This window comes from Mesorhizobium neociceri, assembly GCF_013520985.1.
Lineage (GTDB): Bacteria > Pseudomonadota > Alphaproteobacteria > Rhizobiales > Rhizobiaceae > Mesorhizobium > Mesorhizobium neociceri.
In genome coordinates this window covers 514,647-535,629 of sequence record NZ_JACDTY010000001.1, presented here as the reverse complement: position 1 = coordinate 535,629, position 20,983 = coordinate 514,647, and the positions used below count along the sequence as shown (strand labels likewise).

22 protein-coding genes are annotated in these 20,983 nt (G+C 62.8%); 5 read left to right on the top strand and 17 right to left on the bottom strand.

Annotation, left to right across the window (positions count from 1 at the left end; genetic code table 11):
• Positions 1 to 74 precede the first annotated feature (74 nt).
• From H0241_RS02445 to tmpA, 3 genes are all read right to left on the bottom strand, one after another.
• The gene (locus H0241_RS02445; protein ID WP_181055836.1) at positions 75 to 1,856 is read right to left on the bottom strand and encodes an acetolactate synthase 3 large subunit; all 1,782 of its coding nucleotides are present in this window, start codon (positions 1,854 to 1,856) and stop codon (positions 75 to 77) included.
• 430 nt (positions 1,857 to 2,286) lie between these two features.
• Complete coding sequence (gene tmpB / locus H0241_RS02440; protein WP_181055835.1) at positions 2,287 to 2,871, bottom strand: (R)-1-hydroxy-2-trimethylaminoethylphosphonate oxygenase; 585 nt, start codon at positions 2,869 to 2,871, stop codon at positions 2,287 to 2,289.
• Positions 2,868 to 4,019, bottom strand: a complete 1,152-nt coding sequence (gene tmpA / locus H0241_RS02435; protein ID WP_181055834.1) for a 2-trimethylaminoethylphosphonate dioxygenase — start codon at positions 4,017 to 4,019, stop codon at positions 2,868 to 2,870. The genes tmpB and tmpA overlap by 4 nt, the downstream gene beginning before the upstream one ends.
• A gap of 114 nt (positions 4,020 to 4,133) precedes the next feature.
• On the opposite strand from tmpA, the gene H0241_RS02430 reads away from it, so the two are divergent.
• Together H0241_RS02430 and H0241_RS02425 are read left to right on the top strand one after the other, a co-directional pair.
• Positions 4,134 to 5,030: a LysR family transcriptional regulator gene (locus H0241_RS02430; RefSeq protein ID WP_181055833.1), complete on the top strand. Its 897-nt coding sequence runs from the start codon at positions 4,134 to 4,136 to the stop codon at positions 5,028 to 5,030.
• Between the two features lie 173 nt (positions 5,031 to 5,203).
• Positions 5,204 to 7,006, top strand: a complete 1,803-nt coding sequence (locus H0241_RS02425) for an NAD(P)/FAD-dependent oxidoreductase (protein WP_181055832.1) — start codon at positions 5,204 to 5,206, stop codon at positions 7,004 to 7,006.
• On the opposite strand, the gene H0241_RS02420 is transcribed toward H0241_RS02425, so the two are convergent.
• From H0241_RS02420 to H0241_RS02410, 3 genes are read right to left on the bottom strand one after another with little or no spacing between them, the layout of a single operon-like run.
• The gene (locus H0241_RS02420; RefSeq protein WP_181055831.1) at positions 7,003 to 7,530 is read right to left on the bottom strand and encodes a GNAT family N-acetyltransferase; all 528 of its coding nucleotides are present in this window, start codon (positions 7,528 to 7,530) and stop codon (positions 7,003 to 7,005) included. The two genes, H0241_RS02425 and H0241_RS02420, sit on opposite strands and share 4 nt — an antisense overlap.
• Before the next feature lie 23 nt (positions 7,531 to 7,553).
• A complete protein-coding gene (locus H0241_RS02415) occupies positions 7,554 to 7,862 on the bottom strand; it encodes a hypothetical protein (RefSeq protein ID WP_181055830.1) in 309 nt (102 codons plus the stop codon).
• Positions 7,863 to 7,866: 4 nt separating this feature from the next.
• The gene (locus H0241_RS02410) at positions 7,867 to 8,433 is read right to left on the bottom strand and encodes a helix-turn-helix domain-containing protein (protein WP_181055829.1); all 567 of its coding nucleotides are present in this window, start codon (positions 8,431 to 8,433) and stop codon (positions 7,867 to 7,869) included.
• Positions 8,434 to 8,584: 151 nt separating this feature from the next.
• On the opposite strand from H0241_RS02410, the gene H0241_RS02405 reads away from it, so the two are divergent.
• Positions 8,585 to 10,420 carry an ATP-binding protein gene (locus H0241_RS02405; protein WP_181055828.1) on the top strand — a complete coding sequence of 612 codons (1,836 nt, stop codon included), beginning with the start codon at positions 8,585 to 8,587 and terminating at the stop codon, positions 10,418 to 10,420.
• 220 nt (positions 10,421 to 10,640) lie between these two features.
• On the opposite strand, the gene H0241_RS02400 is transcribed toward H0241_RS02405, so the two are convergent.
• A complete protein-coding gene (locus tag H0241_RS02400) occupies positions 10,641 to 11,432 on the bottom strand; it encodes a GGDEF domain-containing protein (RefSeq protein WP_181055827.1) in 792 nt (263 codons plus the stop codon).
• A 131-nt stretch (positions 11,433 to 11,563) separates the two neighbouring features.
• On the bottom strand, positions 11,564 to 12,547 hold the full coding sequence (gene miaA, locus H0241_RS02395; RefSeq protein ID WP_181055826.1) for a tRNA (adenosine(37)-N6)-dimethylallyltransferase MiaA: 984 nt from the start codon (positions 12,545 to 12,547) through the stop codon (positions 11,564 to 11,566).
• Between miaA and serB the strand changes: the two genes are divergently transcribed.
• Together serB and H0241_RS02385 are read left to right on the top strand one after the other, a co-directional pair.
• The gene (gene serB / locus H0241_RS02390; RefSeq protein WP_181055825.1) at positions 12,537 to 13,424 is read left to right on the top strand and encodes a phosphoserine phosphatase SerB; all 888 of its coding nucleotides are present in this window, start codon (positions 12,537 to 12,539) and stop codon (positions 13,422 to 13,424) included. The genes miaA and serB overlap by 11 nt on opposite strands.
• Positions 13,421 to 13,984, top strand: a complete 564-nt coding sequence (locus tag H0241_RS02385) for a GNAT family N-acetyltransferase (protein ID WP_181055824.1) — start codon at positions 13,421 to 13,423, stop codon at positions 13,982 to 13,984. The genes serB and H0241_RS02385 overlap by 4 nt, the downstream gene beginning before the upstream one ends.
• Here H0241_RS02385 and H0241_RS02380 read toward each other — a convergent pair whose 3' ends face one another.
• The 9 genes from H0241_RS02380 to H0241_RS02340 form a co-directional block, all read right to left on the bottom strand.
• Positions 13,985 to 14,245 (bottom strand): pilus assembly protein HicB, encoded by a 261-nt coding sequence (locus H0241_RS02380; protein WP_181055823.1) that lies wholly within the window; start codon positions 14,243 to 14,245, stop codon positions 13,985 to 13,987.
• On the bottom strand, positions 14,242 to 14,667 hold the full coding sequence (locus H0241_RS02375) for a putative toxin-antitoxin system toxin component, PIN family (RefSeq protein WP_181055822.1): 426 nt from the start codon (positions 14,665 to 14,667) through the stop codon (positions 14,242 to 14,244). Before H0241_RS02375 ends, H0241_RS02380 begins: the two co-directional genes overlap by 4 nt.
• A gap of 51 nt (positions 14,668 to 14,718) precedes the next feature.
• Positions 14,719 to 16,236, bottom strand: coding sequence for a DegQ family serine endoprotease (locus H0241_RS02370; RefSeq protein WP_181055821.1), 1,518 nt, complete (start codon positions 16,234 to 16,236; stop codon positions 14,719 to 14,721).
• A 143-nt stretch (positions 16,237 to 16,379) separates the two neighbouring features.
• Positions 16,380 to 16,565 (bottom strand): DUF2065 domain-containing protein, encoded by a 186-nt coding sequence (locus H0241_RS02365; RefSeq protein WP_181055820.1) that lies wholly within the window; start codon positions 16,563 to 16,565, stop codon positions 16,380 to 16,382.
• 4 nt (positions 16,566 to 16,569) lie between these two features.
• Entirely contained in the window at positions 16,570 to 17,526 is a 957-nt protein-coding gene (gene hflC / locus H0241_RS02360; protein ID WP_181055819.1) for a protease modulator HflC, read from the bottom strand.
• A complete protein-coding gene (gene hflK / locus H0241_RS02355) occupies positions 17,526 to 18,644 on the bottom strand; it encodes an FtsH protease activity modulator HflK (protein ID WP_181055818.1) in 1,119 nt (372 codons plus the stop codon). Before hflK ends, hflC begins: the two co-directional genes overlap by 1 nt.
• 154 nt (positions 18,645 to 18,798) lie before the next feature.
• Positions 18,799 to 19,413, bottom strand: a complete 615-nt coding sequence (locus H0241_RS02350; protein WP_181055817.1) for a dimethylsulfonioproprionate lyase family protein — start codon at positions 19,411 to 19,413, stop codon at positions 18,799 to 18,801.
• Complete coding sequence (locus H0241_RS02345; protein ID WP_181055816.1) at positions 19,410 to 19,940, bottom strand: dihydrofolate reductase; 531 nt, start codon at positions 19,938 to 19,940, stop codon at positions 19,410 to 19,412. Before H0241_RS02345 ends, H0241_RS02350 begins: the two co-directional genes overlap by 4 nt.
• Positions 19,940 to 20,956, bottom strand: a complete 1,017-nt coding sequence (locus H0241_RS02340; protein ID WP_181055815.1) for a DUF4424 domain-containing protein — start codon at positions 20,954 to 20,956, stop codon at positions 19,940 to 19,942. Before H0241_RS02340 ends, H0241_RS02345 begins: the two co-directional genes overlap by 1 nt.
• Between the last annotated feature and the right edge of the window lie 27 nt (positions 20,957 to 20,983).

Sequence of the window (20,983 nt, the reverse complement as noted above, 5' to 3'; positions counted from 1 at the left end):
TCTCGATTTCAGACTTTTGAGCTAATTCTCTGTTTGCGCACGGCTTCTTTCGACAAGCCCTGCCCCGGCTTGTCCTAGACCAGTTCCCTGCCCTTGGCGTCGATGGCGTTGGCCACGGCTTCGTCGGTCGCCTCGTCGGGCAGGAGCATTTCGTTATGCGCCTTGCCCGAGGGGATCATCGGGAAGCAGTTGGCGAGCGTCGCCACGCGGCAGTCGAACAGCACCGGCTTGTCCACCGCGATCATCTCCTTGATCGCGTCATCCAGTTCGTCCGGCTTCTCGCAGCGAATGCCGTGGCCGCCATAGGCGTCGGCCAGCTTGACGAAGTCCGGCATCGCCTCGGTGTAGGAATGCGACAGCCGGTTGCCGTGCAGCAGCTGCTGCCACTGCCGCACCATGCCCATATACTGGTTGTTGAGGATGAAGATCTTGATCGGCGCATTGTGCTGCACGGCAGCACTCATCTCCTGCATGGTCATCTGCACCGAGGCGTCGCCGGCGATGTCGATGACCAGTGCATCGGGATGCGCGATCTGCACGCCGAGTGCGGCCGGCAGGCCGTAGCCCATCGTGCCCAGCCCGCCCGATGTCATCCAGCGGTTCGGCTTCTCGAAATGATAGTGCTGCGCCGCCCACATCTGGTGCTGGCCGACCTCGGTGGTGATGTAGGTGTCCATGTCCTTGGTCAGCGCATAGAGCCGCTGGATGGCGTATTGCGGCATGATGACGTCGTGGTTCATCTTGAAGGCGAGTGAATCGCGCGCGCGCCATTTGGCGATCTGCTCCCACCAGGGATAGAGCGCCTTCTTGTCCGGCTTGGCGGTCGCCCGCCACAGCCGCACCATATCTTCCAGCACGCGGCCGACATCGCCGATGATCGGCACGTCGGTGTGAACGTTCTTGTTGATCGACGACGGATCGATGTCGATGTGAACCTTCTTCGAGTTCGGCGAGAACGCCGTCAGCCGCCCGGTGATACGGTCGTCGAAGCGCGCGCCGATGCAGATCATCACGTCGCAATCGTGCATGGCCATATTGGCTTCGTAGGTGCCGTGCATGCCCAGCATGCCCATCCAGTTCTTGCCCGAGGCCGGATAGGCGCCGAGCCCCATCAGCGTCGAGGTGATCGGGAAACCGGTGAGATCGACCAGTTCGCGCAGCAGATGGCTCGCTTCCGGGCCGGAATTGATGACGCCGCCGCCCGAATAGATGATCGGCTTTTTGGCGCCGGCCATCAGTTCGACGGCTGCCTTGATCTTCTCCAGATCGCCCTGGACCTTCGGCTGGTAGCTGGTGCGCGGCGCCGTCTGCGGCGGCACATAGATGCCCTTGGCGAACTGCACGTCCTTCGGGATGTCGACCACCACCGGGCCGGGACGGCCGGTGGTCGCGACATGAAAAGCTTCATGGATTGTGGCGGCGAGTTCGTTGACGTCCTTCACCAGCCAGTTGTGCTTGGTGCAGGGGCGCGTAATGCCGACCGTGTCGCACTCCTGGAAGGCGTCCGAGCCGATCAGCGAGGTCGGCACCTGCCCGGTCAGACAGACCAGCGGGATCGAATCCATCAGCGCATCCTGCAAGGGCGTCACCGCATTGGTGGCGCCCGGCCCCGATGTCACCAGCAGCACGCCGGCCTTGCCGGTCGAGCGCGCATAGCCTTCCGCCGCATGGCCGGCGCCCTGTTCGTGGCGGACCAGAATGTGCTCGACCTCGTCCTGCTGAAAGATTTCGTCATAGATCGGAAGGACCGCGCCGCCGGGATAACCGAAGACATGCTTGACGCCATTGTCCTTCAGCGCCTGCACCACCATTTCAGCGCCCGTCATTTCGCGCCGTTCGTTCTGTCCGTTGCTCATCGGTCTGGTCCCGTACTGTCGCCCCATGGGCGTTGCCATTTGGGTGTTATTGGTCGTTTAGTCGTGTTTTGGGCAATAAAAAAGGCCCCCGAGGGAGCCTGTGTGTTGCGCATGGGAGGTTTTCGCCCGGCGGTTACACCGCCTTGCCCACGCGCTTTCCTACGAGAATGAGTGCCTTTTTCATCGTGGCGGACAATAGGATTGGTTTTGCGCCGCTGTCAACGGGCAATGTGGGTGGCCGCATCGGGCTCAGATCCGCCCGCAGTATGCGGTTCGTTCACTTTGCCGCGAGAAGCAATTGGCGATGGCTCGGAGGAACTGGCCGGGAGCACGTGCTCCCGGCATTTATCCGGCCTGTGAGCCGTCACCGCGCATTGACCGTCGAAGCGGAAGCACATGGCCGTTCCCCCTCTCGAGTGTGGATTTGCGATCAGGTGCGATTGGCGAAGTCGCGAACGACGCGCTGCAGCAACGGCACGTAATCGCGAAATGCCCGGGTCTTCATGTTGGCGATCTTGCCGGCCTCGTCCCAGATGCGGACCCGCACCGCTTCCTCATGGAAAGGGTTCTTGCGGAACTCGGCCACTTCCTCGGCATTCATCGGCCCGCCCTGCAGCGACAGCGTATGCACCGAGGCCTGCGAGAGCCTGCCGAAATAAGTGGGGTCGGTGGCGCAGAGGTAGCGCTTGGCCGAGACATGCAGCCGCACACACTCGACGATGACAGGCGGGAAGAACGGCGCCAGCACCTCGCCGCCGGCTTCGTCATGATGCTTGTCCTCGACATCGTCGGGCGAATAGGTGCCGAACTCGCTGGTGTAGTGGCCGATGTCGTGCAGCAGCGCTGCCGCCACCAGCACCTCCGGCGCGCCGTCCTTCTCTGCAAACCAGGCGCCCTGCAGCATGTGCTCCGACATGGTGACGGGTTCGCCCAGATAGGATTCCGCCCCTCGGCGTTCGAAAATATCGGCGATGAACTCGACGATGTTGTCCGCGTTCAAATCCTGGCCGCTCATTCCGCGGCCTCCTTGAACGCGTGTTCGATCGCCGAAAGCGTCGACAGCAAGCCATCCTTGTCGGCGTAGCATCCCTGCAGCCAGCGCTTGCCGGTGCCCGAAAATTGCTTGCGGGCATGCATGACGCGGGTGTTGTCGACGATGAAGGCCTGCCCTGCCTCAAGCTTGAAGGTCACTTCGAAGGACGGATCCTCGATCAGTTCGGCGAACCGGCGATAGGCAGCGTAGTAGGCCTCCATGTCGGCGAACGGCACGTCGACAGTCGGCGCCAGCGAGCGGTTGTTGAAGCGGATGGAGATGAGCTCGCCATCAGGGCCGAGCTCGATCATCGGCCGCTTGGCCTGCAATCGCACGCCAGTCGAACCGGCATATTCGAAACGCGCCGGGTGTGAACTCAGGAGACGGAAGCCTTCGGGATTTTCAGCCTGCAGCGCCGCCGCAACGGCAAAACCATCGACGACGCTGGATTCGCCGCCCTCTACCGTGTTTTCGATGCAGGACAGGATCTGCAGCGTCGGCACCGGATCGCGATAGGGATTGTCGGTGTGCGCCTGCAGGCCTAGATTGGTGTAGGCCAGATTGGTCGGATTGACCTCGGCGCGCACTTCGAACCAGCGGCCGTAATTGGTCTCCCTGATATAGCCGAACAGATCGGACACTTTGCACAGCGCCCCGGATTCGGTCGGCAGGTCGTCCATCACCGCGAAGCCATAGGTCTTCACCGCCGACAGCCACTGCCCCAACACAGCGCGGTCGCGGCTGGCAGCGACATAGCCGGCGCGCGGCACCGAATTCTGCATTGAGGCCTTGGTCCATCGCACGGTGGCCTCGCCTGTCCAGCCGGGCTGGCGGGCGGCATCGCGGTCATAGGCATTGGCGCTCAGCCACGCCGCGGGAAAGCTGACGGTCTTCTGTTCGGGCACGAAGCTGATTTCGAGAGCATCGCCCTTGATCGCGGCCGCGCCGATCCGCGTTTGCGCCGGAATGTCGAGAATGGTGATGAGCCGCTGGCCGTTGCCGGCGCTGCGCGTCTTTTCGTCCAGTGCATTGTCGCGCAGCCACATCGCGTGAAAGCGGGTGCGCGTCCCGTCCTTCCAGCCAAGGTCGATTGTTCTGCCTTCATCGCCGATCAGCGCGTGGGTAAGCATGGAGATCCGTTCCTGTCCGCTGCGCCCCACTTCAGTGGGGCTTCGATTGCATGTTGGCGGGATAAGAGGCATAATTCAAATTATCGTTTTTCGGCCTATGGGCATAAATTTCTAATGGCTCAAACAATCCTGCCCTTGCCGCCGCTCGACTGGCTGCGCAGCTTCGAGGCCGCCGCGCGGCTGTCGAATTTCACCGCCGCCGCAGCCGAACTCGGACTGACCCAGGCGGCCGTCAGCCAGCACATCCGCTCGCTCGAAGAGCGGCTGAAGCATGCCCTGTTCATCCGCCTGGCGCGTGGCGTGGAGTTGACGCCGGAGGCCGCGGCCTACCTGCCGCATTTGCAATCGGCCTTCGCCGTGATCGGCAACAGCACGCGCGAGCTGTTCGAACCGAGGACGATCCAGAGCGTGACGATACGCTCGCCGATTTCCTTTGCCGTGCTGATGATCGCGCCGGTCCTGCCCGAAATGGCGACCAGCCTGCCGCACGTCCAACTGCAGATCGAGACCATCCACACGCCGGCCGACTATGGCGAGCGCTCAGGCATGCTTGACATCCGTTTCGGCACCGGCTCCTTCGCCGGACGGCAGGCCGATCGGCTCACCCGGGAAACATTGACGCCGATGGCAGCACCCAGCCTTGCCAGGATGCCGGACTGGACGGAATTGCCGAAACTCACCGTCGTCGGCGCGCGCGAAATGTGGGGCGAATGGTTCGCCGCCGCCCGCATGAAGCCCACCATCGGGCCGGCGCACAAATTCGACAGTTTCGTCGCCGCTCTCGAGGCGGCAAGACACGGTGCCGGCATGGTACTGGGATCGCGCCCGCTCGCCGATGCGGCGTTGCGCGACGGATCGCTGGTGACCCTTTCCGAGTTTGCACTGTCAGGCGGTGCCGGCCACTATCTGACGGCCCCTTCCGGCGCCCATCTCAGCCGCGCCGAGGACGATGTCCGTCAGTGGCTCGCAACCGTCTTCGGCCAGCGCATGGCTGACCGCCGTAGCATTTGAGCCGGGCCCGTCCGCATCGGCAATTTTCCGATAAGCCGCTGAAAATGCGCCAAACTATTGGACGACGTGACGCGGCGCATAATTTGCCGCGATACTGCGCGAAGTCGGACGTCAAGCTTCGGCAGGGTTCCGCTCGCTACAGGCGGCCAGGAAAAAATCGCGGAGGAAATTCAATGCTCGACAAGGCCCCCAACAAGAAGCTTTCCGACCTGCTCGATCGCTTTGGCGCGGCACTCGCCGCCGGCGATGTCGACAAAGCTGTCGCCTGCTTTCAGGAGGATTGTTACTGGCGCGATCTCGTCAGCTTCACCTGGAACATCAAGACGATGGAGGGCCGCGATCAGGTGCGCGACATGCTGGTCAGCCAACTGACGAAGACCAAACCGTCGAACTGGGCGATCGCCAAGGGCGAGGACGCCACGGAAAGCGACGGCGTGCTTGACAGCTGGATAAGCTTCGAAACGGAGGTGGCGCGCGGCTTCGGTCACATCAGGTTGAAGGACGGCAAGATCTGGACTCTGCTCACCACCATGGTCGAGCTCAAGGGCCATGAGGAGCCGGCCGGCTTCGACCGCCCGCTCGGCGCCAAGCATGGCCATGGCAAGAACCGCCCGACCTGGAAGGAGGAGCGCGAGAAGGAGGCCGCCGAACTCGGCTTCAAGACGCAGCCCTACACACTCATCATCGGCGGCGGCCAGGGCGGCATTGCGCTCGGCGCGCGGCTCAGGCAACTCGGCGTGCCGACCATCATCGTCGAGAAGAACGAGCGGGCCGGCGACAGCTGGCGCAAGCGCTACAAGTCGCTCTGCCTGCACGACCCCGTCTGGTACGACCATCTGCCCTATATCGACTTCCCCAGGAACTGGCCGGTCTTCGCGCCCAAGGACAAGATCGGCGACTGGCTGGAAATGTACGCCAAGGTGATGGAGCTGAACTACTGGTCGTCGACCGAGGCCAAGAGCGCTGTCTATGACGACAAGAAGAAGGAATGGACGGTGGTCGTGCGCCGCGACGGCAAGGACATCACGCTGAAGCCGAAGCAGTTGGTGCTGGCCACCGGCCAATCCGGCAAGGCCAACATGCCAAGCTTCAAGGGCATGGAAAGCTTCAAGGGCGACCAGCATCACTCCTCGAAGCACCCCGGCCCCGACGCTTATGCCGGCAAGAAGGCGGTCATCATTGGTTCCAACAACTCCGCCCATGACATCGCGGCAGCCCTTTGGGAGGCCGGCGCCGATGTTACCATGGTGCAGCGCTCGACCACGCATATCGTCAAGTCGGACACGCTGATGGAGATCGGGCTGGGCTCGCTCTATTCGGAAAAGGCGGTCGAGAGCGGCATGACCACCGCCAAGGCCGACCTCGTCTTCGCCTCCCTGCCCTACAAGATCCTGCACGAGTTCCAGATCCCCGCCTATGCCGAGATGAAGAAGCGCGACGCCAGCTTCTACAAAGGCCTGGAGAAGGCCGGCTTCATGCTCGATTGGGGCGACGACGGCTCCGGCCTGTTCATGAAGTATCTGAGGCGCGGCTCGGGCTATTACATCGATGTCGGCGCCTCCGACCTGATCATCGACGGTTCGATCAAATTGAAGAGCGGTGTCGAGGCGAAGGAGATCAAGGCGCATTCGGTACTGCTCTCCGACGGATCCGAACTGCCGGCCGATCTTATCGTCTACGCCACCGGCTACGGTTCGATGAACGGCTGGGCAGCCGATTTGATCTCAAGGGACGTCGCCGACAAGGTCGGCAAATGCTGGGGCCTCGGCTCGAACACCACCAAGGACCCGGGACCATGGGAAGGCGAGCTGCGCAACATGTGGAAGCCGACGCAGCAGGAGGCGCTGTGGTTCCATGGCGGCAATTTGCACCAGTCGCGCCACTATTCGCAGTTCCTGTCGCTGCAGCTGAAGGCGCGCATGGAAGGCATCGCAACGCCGGTCTACGGGCTGCAGCAGGCTCATCACAAGGGTTAGGTGAACAGGCCGATGCGCTTCCAGTAGATGAGCGTGCCGGTCAGCCCGCCATGCGGCTTCAAGGCAAAGTCCGGTATCTCGCCGGTAAGCGTGAAGCCGATTTTCTCGTAGAGGCCGGAAGCGCCCTCCTCGGTCGCGGTGTCCAGTACCAGCAGCGTGCGGCCTTTCTGGACAGCGAGTGCTTCCGCGGTCCGCATCAGCTGCCTCGCTATCCCCTTGCCGCGGTGGGCGAGCCGGATCATCAGCTTGGCGATCTCGGCCCGGTGCGGCTGGTTATCAGGGAAATCGAGCAGCAAGGTCACTGTGCCAACGAGGACACCGCTGTGCCACGCGCCCAGCACCGCTCTCTCACCCCTTGATGCTGCCATCAGTGAGTTGTCCCAGAAGGTTTCCGCCGCTTGCCTAGATAATGGATGCATGAAGCTGACGGATCCGCCGGCCGCGACCGTCTCGATCAGAAGGTCGGCCAGCATCGCCAGAGTCGCGGTGTCACGCGTGAAAAGCCTGATTTCGATGGAACTCATGCCTGCACCATTCCCTTGTGCCGTCAATCCAGCCGCGCGACGCGGCGTCGTTTTCGTCCTACCTTGATCGCGGCAATGCGATCGGCGTCTTTTGGCTGCAGATGCAGCCCGCGTTCGAGGATTTCGAGCGTGTATTCCTCATAGGTCAGGCCGAGCTTCTCGGCCTTTTCCATGCGCATCAGCATCACGTCACGGCTCGGCGCCTTCCACGCCTTGGCGTGCGCTGCCTGCCAGGCGAGGAAGATGTATGGATCGCCCTTGCCCCAGGGCGGGCCTTTGTAATCATCGAGCGGCGGTCCGCCATTGTCGGAGCGCTTGGGACGTCTTGCCACGAGTTCAGCCTCTGACCAGCGCGACCAGATAGTCGGCGGGCTGCGGCCCGACGGCATGGAACGTGCAGTCCGACGGCGCGCCGAGCGCCAGGCAGTCACCGGGCGCGAGACTGTGCACGACATCGCCCTCGGTGAATTCGAGACGCCCGGAGATCAGCCACATCTGCTGCTTGATGAAGGCATAGGACGCTGCCGGAAAGCTGACCCTTGCGCCCGCCGGCAGTTGCACCCGGATCAGTTCGAGCGGCATGTCGGAGACCGGCGACAAATGCCGCCTGACGTAACCGGTGCCGGGATCGCGCCACACCGGCTGCTGGCTTTCGCGCAGCAACCCGCCGCCCTGCTGCTCGGCGCGTGCAATCAGCGTCGACAGCGTCATGCCGAAGGCGGCGGCGATGCGCACCAAGAGCGCCGCGGTTGGGCTGGTCATGCCGCGCTCGATGGTGCTGAGCATGGCCTTGGAGACGCCGGAGCGATCCGCCAGCTCCGCCAGCGACCAGTTTCGCAAGGTTCTTTCGGCATGGATTCTTTTGCCGATCGTGGTGGAAATGTCATTCGCTATATCAATCATTCGTCCAATATATTGAAATTCTGAATTCAGTGAAGAGCCGGTAGATTGAATTTTCGCTGCCGGGTTAACGCCTGCTACACCATCCCGCCACACGCCACCTTAACCCCATTTGTGTAGGGTCGACGCTCCACGGGAATGGGGATCGGACTGCATGTTTGTCGAGCGCGAAGCCTCCGTCGGAGAACCGACCTCGCAGGAGCGTCGCCGCGCCGAGCAGAACGACAAGCGCATTCTGGGCAATGTCGTGCAGTGTGACGGCGCCCGCGCCACCATCAGCGCCTATGCCGACGATATTGAAGGCGCGGTCACCGGCCTGTGGACGGTCGGCAAGATGATCTCCATCAACCTCGGGACATCGCGCACCGTTGGCCTGGTCTATGAGATCGGCAAGTCGGATCGCGCCTGGAGCAATGAGGGGCAGAATCCGATCGAGGTCAGCGTGGAACTGATCGGCGAGGTGCGCGACGGCGCCGAGCCCGGCGACCGCCCGATCTTCGACCGCGGCATCACGACCTATCCGCATATCGGCGCCATTGCCCACCGCATCCGCAGCCGCGACCTGCGGGCGGTCTACGACCTTGCCGGGCGTCACTCGATCACCATCGGCACGCTGTCGCAGGATGAGGCGATCGACGCCAACATCGCCATCGACGACACGCTGGCGCGTCACTTCGCCATTGTCGGCACGACAGGCGTCGGTAAATCCACCGCCGTCTCGCTGCTCTTGCGCAAATCGATCGCCGCCCGGCCGGATCTGCGCATCCTGATCCTCGATCCGCACAATGAATTCGCGGCGTCGCTGCCGGAATTCTGCGTCCGGGTCGATTCCAAGACACTTGATCTACCGTTCTGGATGTTCAGGCTGGAGGAGTTCGCAGAAGTGCTGTTTCGCGGCCGCGAGACGGTGCCGGAAGAAGTCGATGTGCTGCGCGATCTGATCCCCGCCGCCAAGAACCTCTATCGCAACCCGAATTCCGGCTCCTATGTGCGCCGCGGCAGCGATGCGCTGACTGCCGACACGCCGGTGCCCTACCGCATGGTCGATCTCATCAAGCAGATAGACGAGCGCATGGGCCTCCTGGAAAGCAAGAACGACCGTCCGACGCTGAAATCGCTGAAGACGCGCATCGAGTCCGCTGCGTCCGACCCGCGCTATCGCTTCATGTTCAATTCGCGATTGATCGAGGACACGATCCACGAGACGATCGGCAACATTTTCCGGGTGCCGCATCATGGCCGCCCGGTGACCTGCTTCGAGATGGCCGGCATGCCGTCCGAGGTGGTCAATTCTGTCTGTTCGGTGCTGGCGCGCTTCGCCTTCGACCTTGCCCTGTGGAGCGACGGCCGGCTGAAACTTTTGCTGCTGTGCGAGGAAGCGCATCGCTACATGCCGGCCGATCCGCGGCTCGGCTTCGCACCCACGAGGCACGCACTGTCGCGCATCGCCAAGGAAGGCCGCAAATATGGCTGCTATCTCGGCGTCGTCACCCAGCGCCCGGGCGAACTCGATCCGACCATCCTGTCGCAGTGCTCGACCTTTTTCGCTATGCGGCTGGCCAACGAGCAGGACCAGGCAATCATCCGCTCGGCGATCGCCGATTCTTCGGCCTCGACGCTGGCCTTCCTGTCCTCCATGGGTCAGCGCGAAGCCATCGCCTTCGGTGAAGGCGTGGCGACGACCATGCGGCTGAAATTCGAAAAACTGGCGGAGAACCTGATCCCCGGCACCGCCAAGCGAGAGCAGGACGAGTTCTCGCTGGACGGCAACGACGTCGATCTCGCGGCCATCGTCGAACGACTGCGCAACGTGCCGAAAACGCAGCAGCAGATGGCCTTCGCCGAGGCGGTGGATTCCGGCCGCCAGGCCGGCGATCCAGATTACCGCAAGCCGGCCACCACCACCCAGCGCGCCCAGCCGGATGACGATTTCGACCTGCGCTATGGCCTCAAGCCCACAACCTTCGGCATGCGCCCGCAAAACGATTGAGCTTTAGCGTAACGTCCTTCTACCGAACAAAAGCCGCGTCGGCGTCGAAGCCTCGGCGTCGTTGGCCCGCTTGGGTAAATCCCGAAAGGGAATTCATCAGGCCGGATTGAATGGCGTGGCTTTTCGAGAAGCCGGAGCGCAGCGGACATTTAGTCCGTGAGCACCGGAAGTCGAGAAAGCCGCGTCAGGCAATCGGCCTCATGAATTCTTCTTCGGGATTTTAGGCGCAGACGCGATTGCGGCCCTGCCTCTTCGCCTCATAAAGCTGGCGGTCGGCGCGGCGGTAAAATTCCTCGGCCGTTTCCTTCCGATCCCACACAGCAAGTCCGACGCTGGTGGTGATCTTGAGCCGGACATTGCCCGACAGCACCGACATGTTGGCGATCGCCTTGCGGATGCGTTCGGCGAATTTCCCCAGCAACTCCGCATCCATGTTTGGCGTGACCACGGCAAACTCTTCGCCGCCGAGCCGCGCCACCACGTCGTGATAGCGCGTCATGCCTTTGAGGCAATTGGCGACTGCTCTCAGCACCTCGTCGCCGACATCGTGGCCATGTGTGTCGTTGACCTGCTTGAAATGATCGAGGTCGAGGATCATCAGCCCGACGGGCTTTTCGATGCGGCGGAATTCTTCGAGATATTCCTTCAGCGCATCGTCGAAATAGCGCCGGTTCTGCATGCCGGTAAGGCCATCGGTCAAAGCCGCATGCTGCAGCGTTTCCGAACGGGCGCTGAGCGACACAGTCATCGCCCGCAGCTTGCCCTCTTCCGTCGCCTGCCTGCGGATCAGCGGGTAGATGAAGAACACACCGAAGAACAGCGCCGTCGCCAGAAGCACGCCGGTGATGAACAGTAGCCTGTTGAGGTAGACGATCCTGTCGATGCGGGACGCCGTATCCATGTCGGCGGCAATGCCCTGCAAAAGACCATAGGCATGAAGCGTCACCAGGCCTGCGGCGAGGATCACGAAAATAAAGACGAAAAATGCGGATTCCGCCTTGTGGAAACGCATCTGCTCCCCGTTGGAAAAGTACCCGCCTGATTTATGGCATGACGGCGCCTTACGGACTGTTAATCCAGACAACCGGAACGGGAATGTTCATTTCAGCTCCTGTTTCTGTAATTGCATTAGCAACAGGAAAATCAAAACGCTTTGTTCGGGTCGTCGCCGGGCTGCAATCTCAGCCATTCTGGGCCCAGTTGATGGCGAAACCACGTCGTTTGCCGTTTGGCATATTGCCGCGTCGCCGCCTTGCAGCGCTCGATGGCCTCGGGAAAGCTGAGGTCATCAGCCATCGCGGCCGAGAGTTCGCGAACGCCGATCGCCTTCATCGCCGGCAAATCAGGATCGAGGCCAAGCGCCACAAGCCGTTTGACTTCATCGAGAGCGCCAAGATCGAGCATGCGGTCGAACCGGCTCTCGATCCGTTCGACAAGGGCGGCGCGGTCCGGCTCGATGACGAAGAAACGCGCACTGTCGCGGTCGATCAGCGGCCGGCCGCGCGCCGCTTGCCATTCGAGAATGGAGCGGCCGGATGCGTCAAGCACCTCGAGCGCGCGCACGATGCGCTGGCCGTCGGTCGGCTTCAGCTGCATGGCAACCGCGGAATCCTCGTGCAGCAGGATGCGGTGCAGCTTGGCCGCGCCTTGCTCCTTGAGTTCGTAGCGCCACCGGTCGCGCACCTGCTGCGGAATGTCGGGCATTTCCGAAATGCCCTCGGCAAGCGCGCGAAAATAGAGCCCGGTGCCGCCGACGAAAATCACCGGACGTTCGAAGGCCGGGCCATCGGGCCGCCGGGCAAGCGTACCGTCGTCGATCAGCTTCATCACGTCGCGAAGCCAGGCGCCGGTGGAATAGGCGGTGGAGGGATGCACGTGACCGTAGAGAAAATGCGGCGCGCGGGCGAGTTCGGCAGCAGCTGGCCGCGCCGTCAGCACGTCGAGCACCGAATAGCCCTGCATGGAATCGGTGTTGACGATGACACCGCCCTTGCGCTCGGCGAGATCGAGCGCCAGCGCCGACTTGCCGCTGGCGGTCGGCCCGGCTATCAGGATCGCGTTCTTCACGCGGCCCTCGCCCGCCTGCCTGCCTCCAACTTCTTGCCTGGAAGTCTCCATGCCGCTCATTGCCACGCTTGTGTCTCACCCCGTCAGCCGCACTGTCTCGGCCTCGCTTGCGAATATGGCCTCACGGTCGGTCGGCGCAAGCGCTGTTCGCTGGCTTGGCGACGGCGTCGCCTGCGATCTGGTGCTGGCCGAAGGGGCTGAAGTCGCTGAGACGGTTGCCGCCTTGCGCGCTGCACTTGGTTCCGAACCCATCGACGTCATCGTCCAGCAGTCTGAAACACGCCGCAAGGCAATCCTGCTTGCCGACATGGATTCGACCATGATCGACCAGGAATGCATCGACGAACTCGCCGACGAGATCGGCGTCAAGGATCGCGTTGCCGCCATAACGGCGCGCTCGATGAATGGCGAGATCGCCTTCGAGCCGGCGCTGCGTGAACGCGTGGCGCTGCTGAAAGGCCTCGACACCGCAGTCGTCGACCGCATCATCGCCAACCGCCTGACGCTGGCGTCTGGCGGCCGCGCTTTGGTGCAGACGATGCGGGCCAACGGAGCCTGGACGGCCCTCATCTCTGGCGGCTTCGACGTGTTTACCAGCCGCATCGCGGACATGCTCGGCTTCCAGGAAAACCGCGCCAACCGCCTGATCGAGGAAAACGGGCGCTTTGCCGGCCTGGTCGCCGAGCCGATCCTCGGCCGCGCCGCCAAGGCCGACGCCCTGAACGAGATCTCAGCCCGCCTCGGCCTGACGCCGGCCGACGCCATTGCCGTCGGCGACGGCGCCAACGATCTCGACATGATCCGGCTTGCCGGCACCGGTGTTGCGCTCCACGCCAAACCGACTGTGGCCGCGCAAGCCAAGGTTCGCATCGACCACGGCGATCTGACGGCGCTCCTCTATCTCCAGGGCTATCTCCAGGAGGAATTCGCCTCGTGAAACCGATGCGCACCGAACGCCTGATCCTGCGCAACTGGGAAGAGCGCGACCGCGAGCTCTTCCACCGCATCAACTCAGACGAGCGGGTGATGGAGTTCTTTCCATTTCGCCGCGACCGCGCCGAGACGGATGCAAAGATGGACGAATTTCGAGGCTGGATCGCCGAGGACGGCTTTGGTTTTGCCGCCGCCGAGATTGCCGCGACGGGCGAATGCATTGGCTTTGTCGGCCTCCTAGAGACCGATCACGTGCCGTCCATGCCTTCCGATACGATCGAGATCGGCTGGCGGCTGGCGCCGGAATTCTGGGGCAAGGGCTATGTCACCGAGGCCTCCGAAGCCTGGCTCGCCTTTGGCTTCAAAACGCTAGACCGCGACGAAATCGTCTCCTTCGCCGTCGCCGCCAACCGCCGCTCGACCGCGGTCATGGAACGCCTCGGCATGAGCCCCGACCCGGCTCGCGATTTCGACCACCCATCCATCCCTGACAGCCACCCGCATCTCAAGCGGCATGTCCTCTACCGGCTGTCCCGCAAGGACTGGCAAAAGAGACGCGGCTGATCAATGTCTCTTAGACGGCCTTTCGTCGCCTAGCTGTGGCGGCTCGGCTGCGACCCGGTCGAGAATTCTTGCAAAATCCTCGCCTGATGCATCGCCGGCCCGTTGGCGCAGGAAATCGGCGGCAGTCTCCATGGCCCCAACCTTTTGTGCCACAGCCGAAGCGATCCATTGGTTGAGCGAGACGCCATCGGCCTTAGCCAGACGCGCTGCTGCTTCCTTGACTGAAAGAGGCAGCTTCAAGGGATAAGTCGCCTTGCTCATGCTCGAAATCCTTCCAACAATTCTGCAGGACTCATGATCTGAATGTTGAAGCGAGCGGCCGCTGCGACAAAATCCCGACGATTATGCGTTACCAGCGCTTCCGCTCTGCCGTTGACCGCCGTCTCGAGCACCATCTCATCTTTCGGATCGCCCAACTGCGGACGCCAGAGAAAGTGCAGTTCCACTGGTTCCGCCAAGGCAGCGAAACCGGACAACAGGCGATCCAGCTCCATTGCGGACAGTCCGTGAACAGCCACCTGCTCAGGTCGACTCAGCACTGCTTCATATTCAAGAAACAGCGCCGTCGTCACCAATGGGCGAAGTTGCCGGTCAGCAACCATCCGCAACACGGCGAACGAAGCTCCATTCCTGCTTCGTAGGCCCGCCGTCAGTACGTTTGTGTCCAGAACAATCCGCTTCACAGGTCAAAATAGTACATCCCATAGGATGTTTCAACCTAACTGTGAAGACTGCTAATCCATGCGGATCGTAACGAACCGCAACTCGCCGGTCTTCGACGCCAGCATCAGAAGCGCGTTCTTGCGGCCCTGCTCCTTCAGCGCGCCGATCCGGTCCATGACGTCCTTCGGGGTCGCGACCGATTCCTGCGCAATCTCGGTGATCACCTCGCCGGCCTGGATGCCGCGCTCGGCGGCAGCTGAATCCTTGGTGACGTCGGTGATGACGACGCCCGAAACATCGGCAGCGATGCCGAACTTGGTCCGCGTCTCGTCATTGAGTTCGCCGACGGTCATGCCGAGCACCGAAGCCGTCGAAACCGCGGGCGCCTTGTCGCCGCCCTTGTCCTCGTCGGTCGTGCCGTCTTCGCCGCTGGAGAGCTTCTCGCCGTCTTCGAGCCGGCCAAGCGTCACCTTCACCGTCTGTTCGACGCCCTTGCGCACGATGATCACGTCGACCGCCTTGCCGACGGGGCTTTCCGCCACGACGCGCGGCAGGTCGCGCATTTCATGGATGTCCTTGCCGTCGAACTTGATGATGACGTCGCCGGCGAGAATAGTGCCGTTGTCGACCGGTCCGCCCTTGATGACGCCGGCCACCAGCGCGCCCTTGGCGGTCGCCATGCCGAGGCTTTCGGCAATGTCGTCAGTCACCGGCTGGATGCGCACGCCGAGCCAGCCGCGGCGGGTTTCGCCGAACTGGCGCAACTGGTCGACGACGCCCGAGGCTAGCTGCGAGGGAATGGAGAAGCCGATACCGATCGAGCCGCCCGACGGCGAGATGATCGCGGTGTTGATGCCGATGACCTCGCCCAGGCTGTTGAACAGCGGGCCGCCGGAATTGCCGCGGTTGATGGCGGCGTCGGTCTGGATGAAGTCGTCATAGGGGCCGGAATTGATGTCGCGGTTGCGGGCCGAGACGATGCCGACCGTCACCGTGCCGCCGAGGCCGAACGGATTGCCGATCGCCATCACCCAGTCGCCGACGCGCATCTTGTTGGAATCGCCGAACTTCACCGCGGTCAGCTTGTGGCCCTTCGGGTCGACCTTGAGCACCGCGACGTCGGTCTTGGTGTCGGTGCCGACCAGCGTCGCCTTGAGCGTCACCCCGTCGGAGAAATTCACCTCGATGTCGTCGGCATCCGCGATCACGTGGTTGTTGGTCACGACAATGCCTTGCTCGGCATCGACAACGAAGCCCGAACCCAGCGACTGCACCTTTTGCGCGCCGCCATCCTTGTCGCCGCCACGGTTCTTGAAGAAATCGTCGAAGAAGTCCTGGAACGGCGAGCCCTCCGGCAGTTGCGGCATCGGCACCGCGCCCGGACCTTCAGTGCCCTTCACGGTCTGCGAGGTCGAGATGTTGACCACCGCACCCAGCAGGCCTTCGGCGAGGTCGGCGACCGAAGCCGGTCCGTCCGCGGCCACCGTCGGCGTCACGAAAGCCGGAACGGCAAGCGCGCCGACCATAAGTGCCGCAGCACCTGCGATGAACGTCCGCCGCGCCGCGCGCAGAAGGGTGTTGGATGTCATCGAGAGCCTCCCGGAATTGCTGAAAAGAAAAAGCGCTTCGGCAAAACGCCGCGTCGCGTCATGTTGGCAAGAAATACGGCACGTTTGCGGCTATAGCCACATCGGGAGGATAAATCCTCCGTTACACCTGATACCACCGGTCCTCAGCCACGCACCAGCCAGACAATGCCGACGCCGATGGCGATCGCCGCCAGCCCGACGATGCGTAGTGCATTTTCCGGCGTCGACAGCACTTCGCCGGCAAGACGCTTGGCGAGACCGGGAAAGCCGCCATAGACCAGGCCCTCGAGGACGAGGACCAGACCTATGGCCGCAAGGAAATCCCGCACCGCCCTACTGGGCGGGTGCAGGTTGCGCTGCCGGGGCGGCAGGTGCCGCCGCCGGAGCCGCAGGTGTCGCCGGCTTCGCGTCCGTGCCGTCGGGGTTGCGGAAGAAGCGGAAGAACTCCGAGTTCGGCGACAGCACCATCGTCGTCCCCGAGTTGTCCAGCGCCGTGCCATAGGCATTCATCGACCGGTAGAAGTCGAAGAAGGCCGGATCGCGTTTGTAGGCATCGGCGAAGGTCGCGCTGCGCTGGGCCTCGCCCTCACCGCGCAGGATTTCCGATTCCTTGCGCGCTTCGGCGACGATTTCCACCACTTCGCGGTCGGCGCGTGCGGTGATGCGCTGCGCCGCCTCTTTGCCGCGCGCTCTCAGCCGTTCGGCCTCGGCCAGGCGTTCGGCCTTCATGCGGTCAAAGGTCTGCTGCGAAACCTCCGCCGTCAGGTCGGTCCGGCGGATGCGCACATCCTCGATCTGCAGACCGAGCGACGTCGCGTCCGGCCGAAGCTGATCGCGCACTTCGCGCATCATCACAGCCCGCTCTTCCGAGAGCGCCGCTTCGAAGTCGCGCAGACCGTAGACACGGCGGAGCGCTGCATCGAGACGCGTCCTCAGTCGGGCTTCGGCCAGTGTGATCTGGCCGGACACGGCGGAGCGGAACACGCGCGGATCCGAGATACGGTAAGCGATGAAAGCGTCGACCTCGTAGAACTTGCCGCCCGAAACCTGGACGCGGATGTTGTCGAGATCGAAGCGCAGCACCCTGTTTTCGATCAATTGCACGCTGTCGGCGTCGAAGAAGGCGAACGGCGCCTTGAAATAGATGCCGGGTTCATTCTTGACATCGACGATCTCGCCGAACCGCAGCACGAGCGCCTGCTGGCGCGCGTTGACCACGAAGACCGAGGAGTAGAGCAGGAAAAGAAGCACGGCCGCGATGACGGCAAGGATGGGAAGACGATTGGCCATCATTGGGCTCCTCCGGTCGTGGCGCCAAGGGGCGCCGGCGCCTTCGGCTGTAGTGCCGGCAGGGGCAGATAGGGGACGACCCCTTGCCCATTGCCCTGTTCGACGATGACCTTGCTGGAGTCTTTCAGGACCTTCTCCATCGTTTCCAGATAGAGGCGCTTGCGCGTCACATCGGGGGCCTTGGCGTATTCGTCATAGACCGAGATGAAGCGCTGCGCCTCACCTTCGGCCTCCTGCACGACACGGTTCTTGTAGGCCGCCGCGTCTTCACGGACCTGTGCGGCCTCACCGCGCGCCTGGCCGAGCTTCTGGTTGGAATACTGGTTGGCTTGCTCGACAAACTTGTCCTCGTCCTGTTCGGCGCGCTGCACTTCGTCAAACGCGTCCGCCACTTCACGCGGTGGCGCCGCGTCCTCGATCGAAACCGCATTGACGTTCAGGCCGGCCTTGTAGCCGTCCAGCGTCGTCTGGATGATTTCACGCACCGACGCGGCGATGCCTTGGCGATCGTCGCGGAAAATGTCCTGGGCCGGTCGCCGGCCGACGGCTTCACGCATGGCGCTTTCGGCGACCTGCTGCAGCATGCCTTCGGGATCGGAGACGTCGAACAGGTAGGCTCTTGGATCGGAGACCTGGTAGGCCACCGAGAACTGGACGTTGACGATATTCTGGTCGCCGGTAAGCATTAGCCCGGAAGTGTTGCCGCTCGTCGCGCCGCCACCACCGATATCGACGAGCTGCTCGGCGATGTTGGCCGTCTCGACGGTTTCAACGGGCCACCAATGGAAATGCAGACCAGGCTGCGACAGCTCCGCCTTCGGCTTGCCGAAGCGCAACTCGACCGCAACCTCGTCCGGCTGCACGGTGTAGACCGCCTTGAATGCCCACAGCACGACCAGTGCCGCCGCAATCAGCGCAAACACGGCCGGGCTGGCGCCGCCGCCGCCGGGCAGCGCGCGCCGCAGCCGGTCCTGGCCGCGGCGGATGATGTCTTCGAGATCGGGAGGTGATCCCTGCGGGCCGCTAGGCCCCTTCGGTCCCTGCCCCCAGGGTCCCTGATTGTTGCCGCCGCCGCCCCATGGGCCGCCGCCGCCACCGCTCTTGTCGTTCCAGGGCATGAATGTCCTTTCGCTTGGAATTCCCTCAGCGCCGGCCTCGCGGCGCAAAATCCAGTTGTTCTTCTATAGGGACGCCGCGATGCGCTTTCAACGCGATCCGGCACTGCACCGTCCGATTTGGACCGCTGCAAGCAGCAAATTCCAATAAGTCGCCCTATGAATGCGACGTATTGTCGAGAGGCAGGCACCAAATGGCAAAAAGCGGCTTCGCATCCGCGCGCATGGCATGAACGATGTCAGGTGGATTGTAGACCACCCCGCCGACCCCTGGTTCATGCCACGCCTCGGCATTCTGCCGCCACTCACCCTGTGACAGGACAAGATAAAGCTCTTCCGGCGGATGCCGATGGTCGGGATAGGTCGTGTGCGGCGCCATGACCGAGACTCCGATCTCGATTGTACTGCTCGGGACGAAACCGCCCGGACCGACGATGAAGGAATCGGCATAATTCTCGGCCAGCACCGCGGACTTGCGACGCTCGCTTTGATTGTTCCAGCTAAGATGCGGCTCAATCTCGCGCAGCGCGGCCGCGAGCCTGCCGAGATTGCCACCGACCTTGTCAAGCTCGGCAAAGCATTCCGCGAGGTGACGACAAGCCGGCTGACGCTGGGGTTGCTCACCGCTCCCCTGCGGCGCCGCAAGCGCGGTGTTACCGAAAATCCGCCGATGCGCGGCCGCGCGCGCCGGGTCATTTCCCATACGCGAGCGTATTTCTGTGCCGAGCAAATCCATGAAAGTGCCGAGCGGTGGATGCTTGTTGGCCGTCATGGAGATACCTGCGTCATGGGCCGGCTGCGCTCGTAAACCGTATAGCGCGTTGCGTGGCTGTCCTTTTCACCAGCCGGAAAATCCTGCCAACGCACAATTCGCCAGCTGGCCGGATCGATCGGCGGGAAATGCGCGTCGCCGTCGACTGTGGCCAGCACATGGGTGACATGCAGGCGGTCGGCGCGCGGCAGCGCCTGGGCATATATCTCGCCGCCGCCGATGACGCAGATCTCGTCGACGCCGCTCATGCAACGCCCGCGCACCGTGGCCAGCTGGATTGCGGCTTCCAGCGAATTTGCTGTTTCAACGCCCTCGGCGCGCCAGGCCTTGTCACGGGTCACCACAATGTTCAATCTGCCCGGCAGCGGCCGGCCGATGCCTTCATAGGTCTTGCGGCCCATGATGACGGGCTTGCCCATCGTGTCGGCTTTGAAGCGCTTGAGATCGGTGGACAGCCGCCACGGCAGGCCGCCGTCGCGCCCGATCACGCCGTTCTCGGCGATGGCGACATAGATCGCGACGTCCATCAGTTGGCCTCCCCGGCGCCGTCATCCGACGGCACCAGCAGCAATATGTCGATGTTGTGCTCGGGATAGAAGTCCTTCGCCGTCGTATCGAAGGTCGTCGGCCCGACCTTTTTGACATTGTCGCCGCAGAACGAAATCAGCGCTTTCGGATTGCCCTTGTCGACGGTCAGCTTGAACTTGCCGATGCTGCCGTTCGCCCAATTGCCGCCGGTGGTCAGGATATATTGAATGCGGTTCTCATAAAAATGCGGATAGCCGTCGGCCTTGGCGGCCTGGCGCACGGCATTCTCGAACCCGTCGTCCATGCAGAACCGGGTCTTGTAGCTTGTATATTGGCTGCCCTCGGAGAACTTGCCGTCATAGAAGAAACTGACAGACGACGTACCGCCGACGCTGGGCTTGTAGCGGTGCGAGACATGGACATCCTTGTTGGCCGGAAAGGTCGAGCGCCACCAATAGGTCGAGCGCAACTGCCACCACGGCGTGTAGACCTTGTTCGCCTCAGTACCATCGCTGCCCGGATCCTCGATGATGATGCCGCGGTTCTCCCAATCCTCGGCCACCGCTTTCGGCAGCTTCGCCAGGGCCGCCTTTGCCGCATCGCCGAATGGATTGAACGGCACGTTCTGCGCCTTCAGATCGGCGCCGATATCGATGCCGACAGCGAACACTTTCTGCTCGAGCTGCGGCTTTGCCGGCGCGCCATCGATCGTCACCTCGAAGCCAAGGAAATTGTCGCTCTGGTTTTCCGGGATGGCCGGCATTTCCTCCGGGTCACCTTCGATGTCGGGCAACGGGAAGGCGACGATGGCATTTACATCCTTGTCAGTGTTGTTGTGGAAGACGTAGTCGACCGTCACCTTTTCCGGCGAGATGAACAGATCCTCGCTTTGCATCGCCACCGCATCGCTGCGTGACAGGATCAGGCCACCGGTGCCGAGTTCGGCGGTCGAATCGTTGGCCAGTGCGGGCGTGGCTGAAAGCGCCAGCGCTACAGTCAAAACATATCGCAACATCGAAGCCCCTCGCCAAGAATGCCGCGA

Bases quoted from the DNA above. Each gene is read 5' to 3' on its own strand.
- H0241_RS02445 (WP_181055836.1), bottom strand. From the start codon at position 1,856: ATGAGCAACGGACAGAACGAACGGCGCGAAATGACGGGCGCTGAAATG.
- tmpB (WP_181055835.1), bottom strand. From the start codon at position 2,871: ATGAGCGGCCAGGATTTGAACGCGGACAACATCGTCGAGTTCATCGCC.
- tmpA (WP_181055834.1), bottom strand. From the start codon at position 4,019: ATGCTTACCCACGCGCTGATCGGCGATGAAGGCAGAACAATCGACCTT.
- H0241_RS02430 (WP_181055833.1), top strand. From the start codon at position 4,134: ATGGCTCAAACAATCCTGCCCTTGCCGCCGCTCGACTGGCTGCGCAGC.
- H0241_RS02425 (WP_181055832.1), top strand. From the start codon at position 5,204: ATGCTCGACAAGGCCCCCAACAAGAAGCTTTCCGACCTGCTCGATCGC.
- H0241_RS02420 (WP_181055831.1), bottom strand. From the start codon at position 7,530: ATGAGTTCCATCGAAATCAGGCTTTTCACGCGTGACACCGCGACTCTG.
- H0241_RS02410 (WP_181055829.1), bottom strand. From the start codon at position 8,433: ATGATTGATATAGCGAATGACATTTCCACCACGATCGGCAAAAGAATC.
- H0241_RS02405 (WP_181055828.1), top strand. From the start codon at position 8,585: ATGTTTGTCGAGCGCGAAGCCTCCGTCGGAGAACCGACCTCGCAGGAG.
- H0241_RS02400 (WP_181055827.1), bottom strand. From the start codon at position 11,432: ATGCGTTTCCACAAGGCGGAATCCGCATTTTTCGTCTTTATTTTCGTG.
- serB (WP_181055825.1), top strand. From the start codon at position 12,537: ATGCCGCTCATTGCCACGCTTGTGTCTCACCCCGTCAGCCGCACTGTC.
- miaA (WP_181055826.1), bottom strand. From the start codon at position 12,547: ATGAGCGGCATGGAGACTTCCAGGCAAGAAGTTGGAGGCAGGCAGGCG.
- H0241_RS02380 (WP_181055823.1), bottom strand. From the start codon at position 14,245: ATGAGCAAGGCGACTTATCCCTTGAAGCTGCCTCTTTCAGTCAAGGAA.
- H0241_RS02370 (WP_181055821.1), bottom strand. From the start codon at position 16,236: ATGACATCCAACACCCTTCTGCGCGCGGCGCGGCGGACGTTCATCGCA.
- hflC (WP_181055819.1), bottom strand. From the start codon at position 17,526: ATGGCCAATCGTCTTCCCATCCTTGCCGTCATCGCGGCCGTGCTTCTT.
- hflK (WP_181055818.1), bottom strand. From the start codon at position 18,644: ATGCCCTGGAACGACAAGAGCGGTGGCGGCGGCGGCCCATGGGGCGGC.
- H0241_RS02350 (WP_181055817.1), bottom strand. From the start codon at position 19,413: ATGACGGCCAACAAGCATCCACCGCTCGGCACTTTCATGGATTTGCTC.
- H0241_RS02345 (WP_181055816.1), bottom strand. From the start codon at position 19,940: ATGGACGTCGCGATCTATGTCGCCATCGCCGAGAACGGCGTGATCGGG.
- H0241_RS02340 (WP_181055815.1), bottom strand. From the start codon at position 20,956: ATGTTGCGATATGTTTTGACTGTAGCGCTGGCGCTTTCAGCCACGCCC.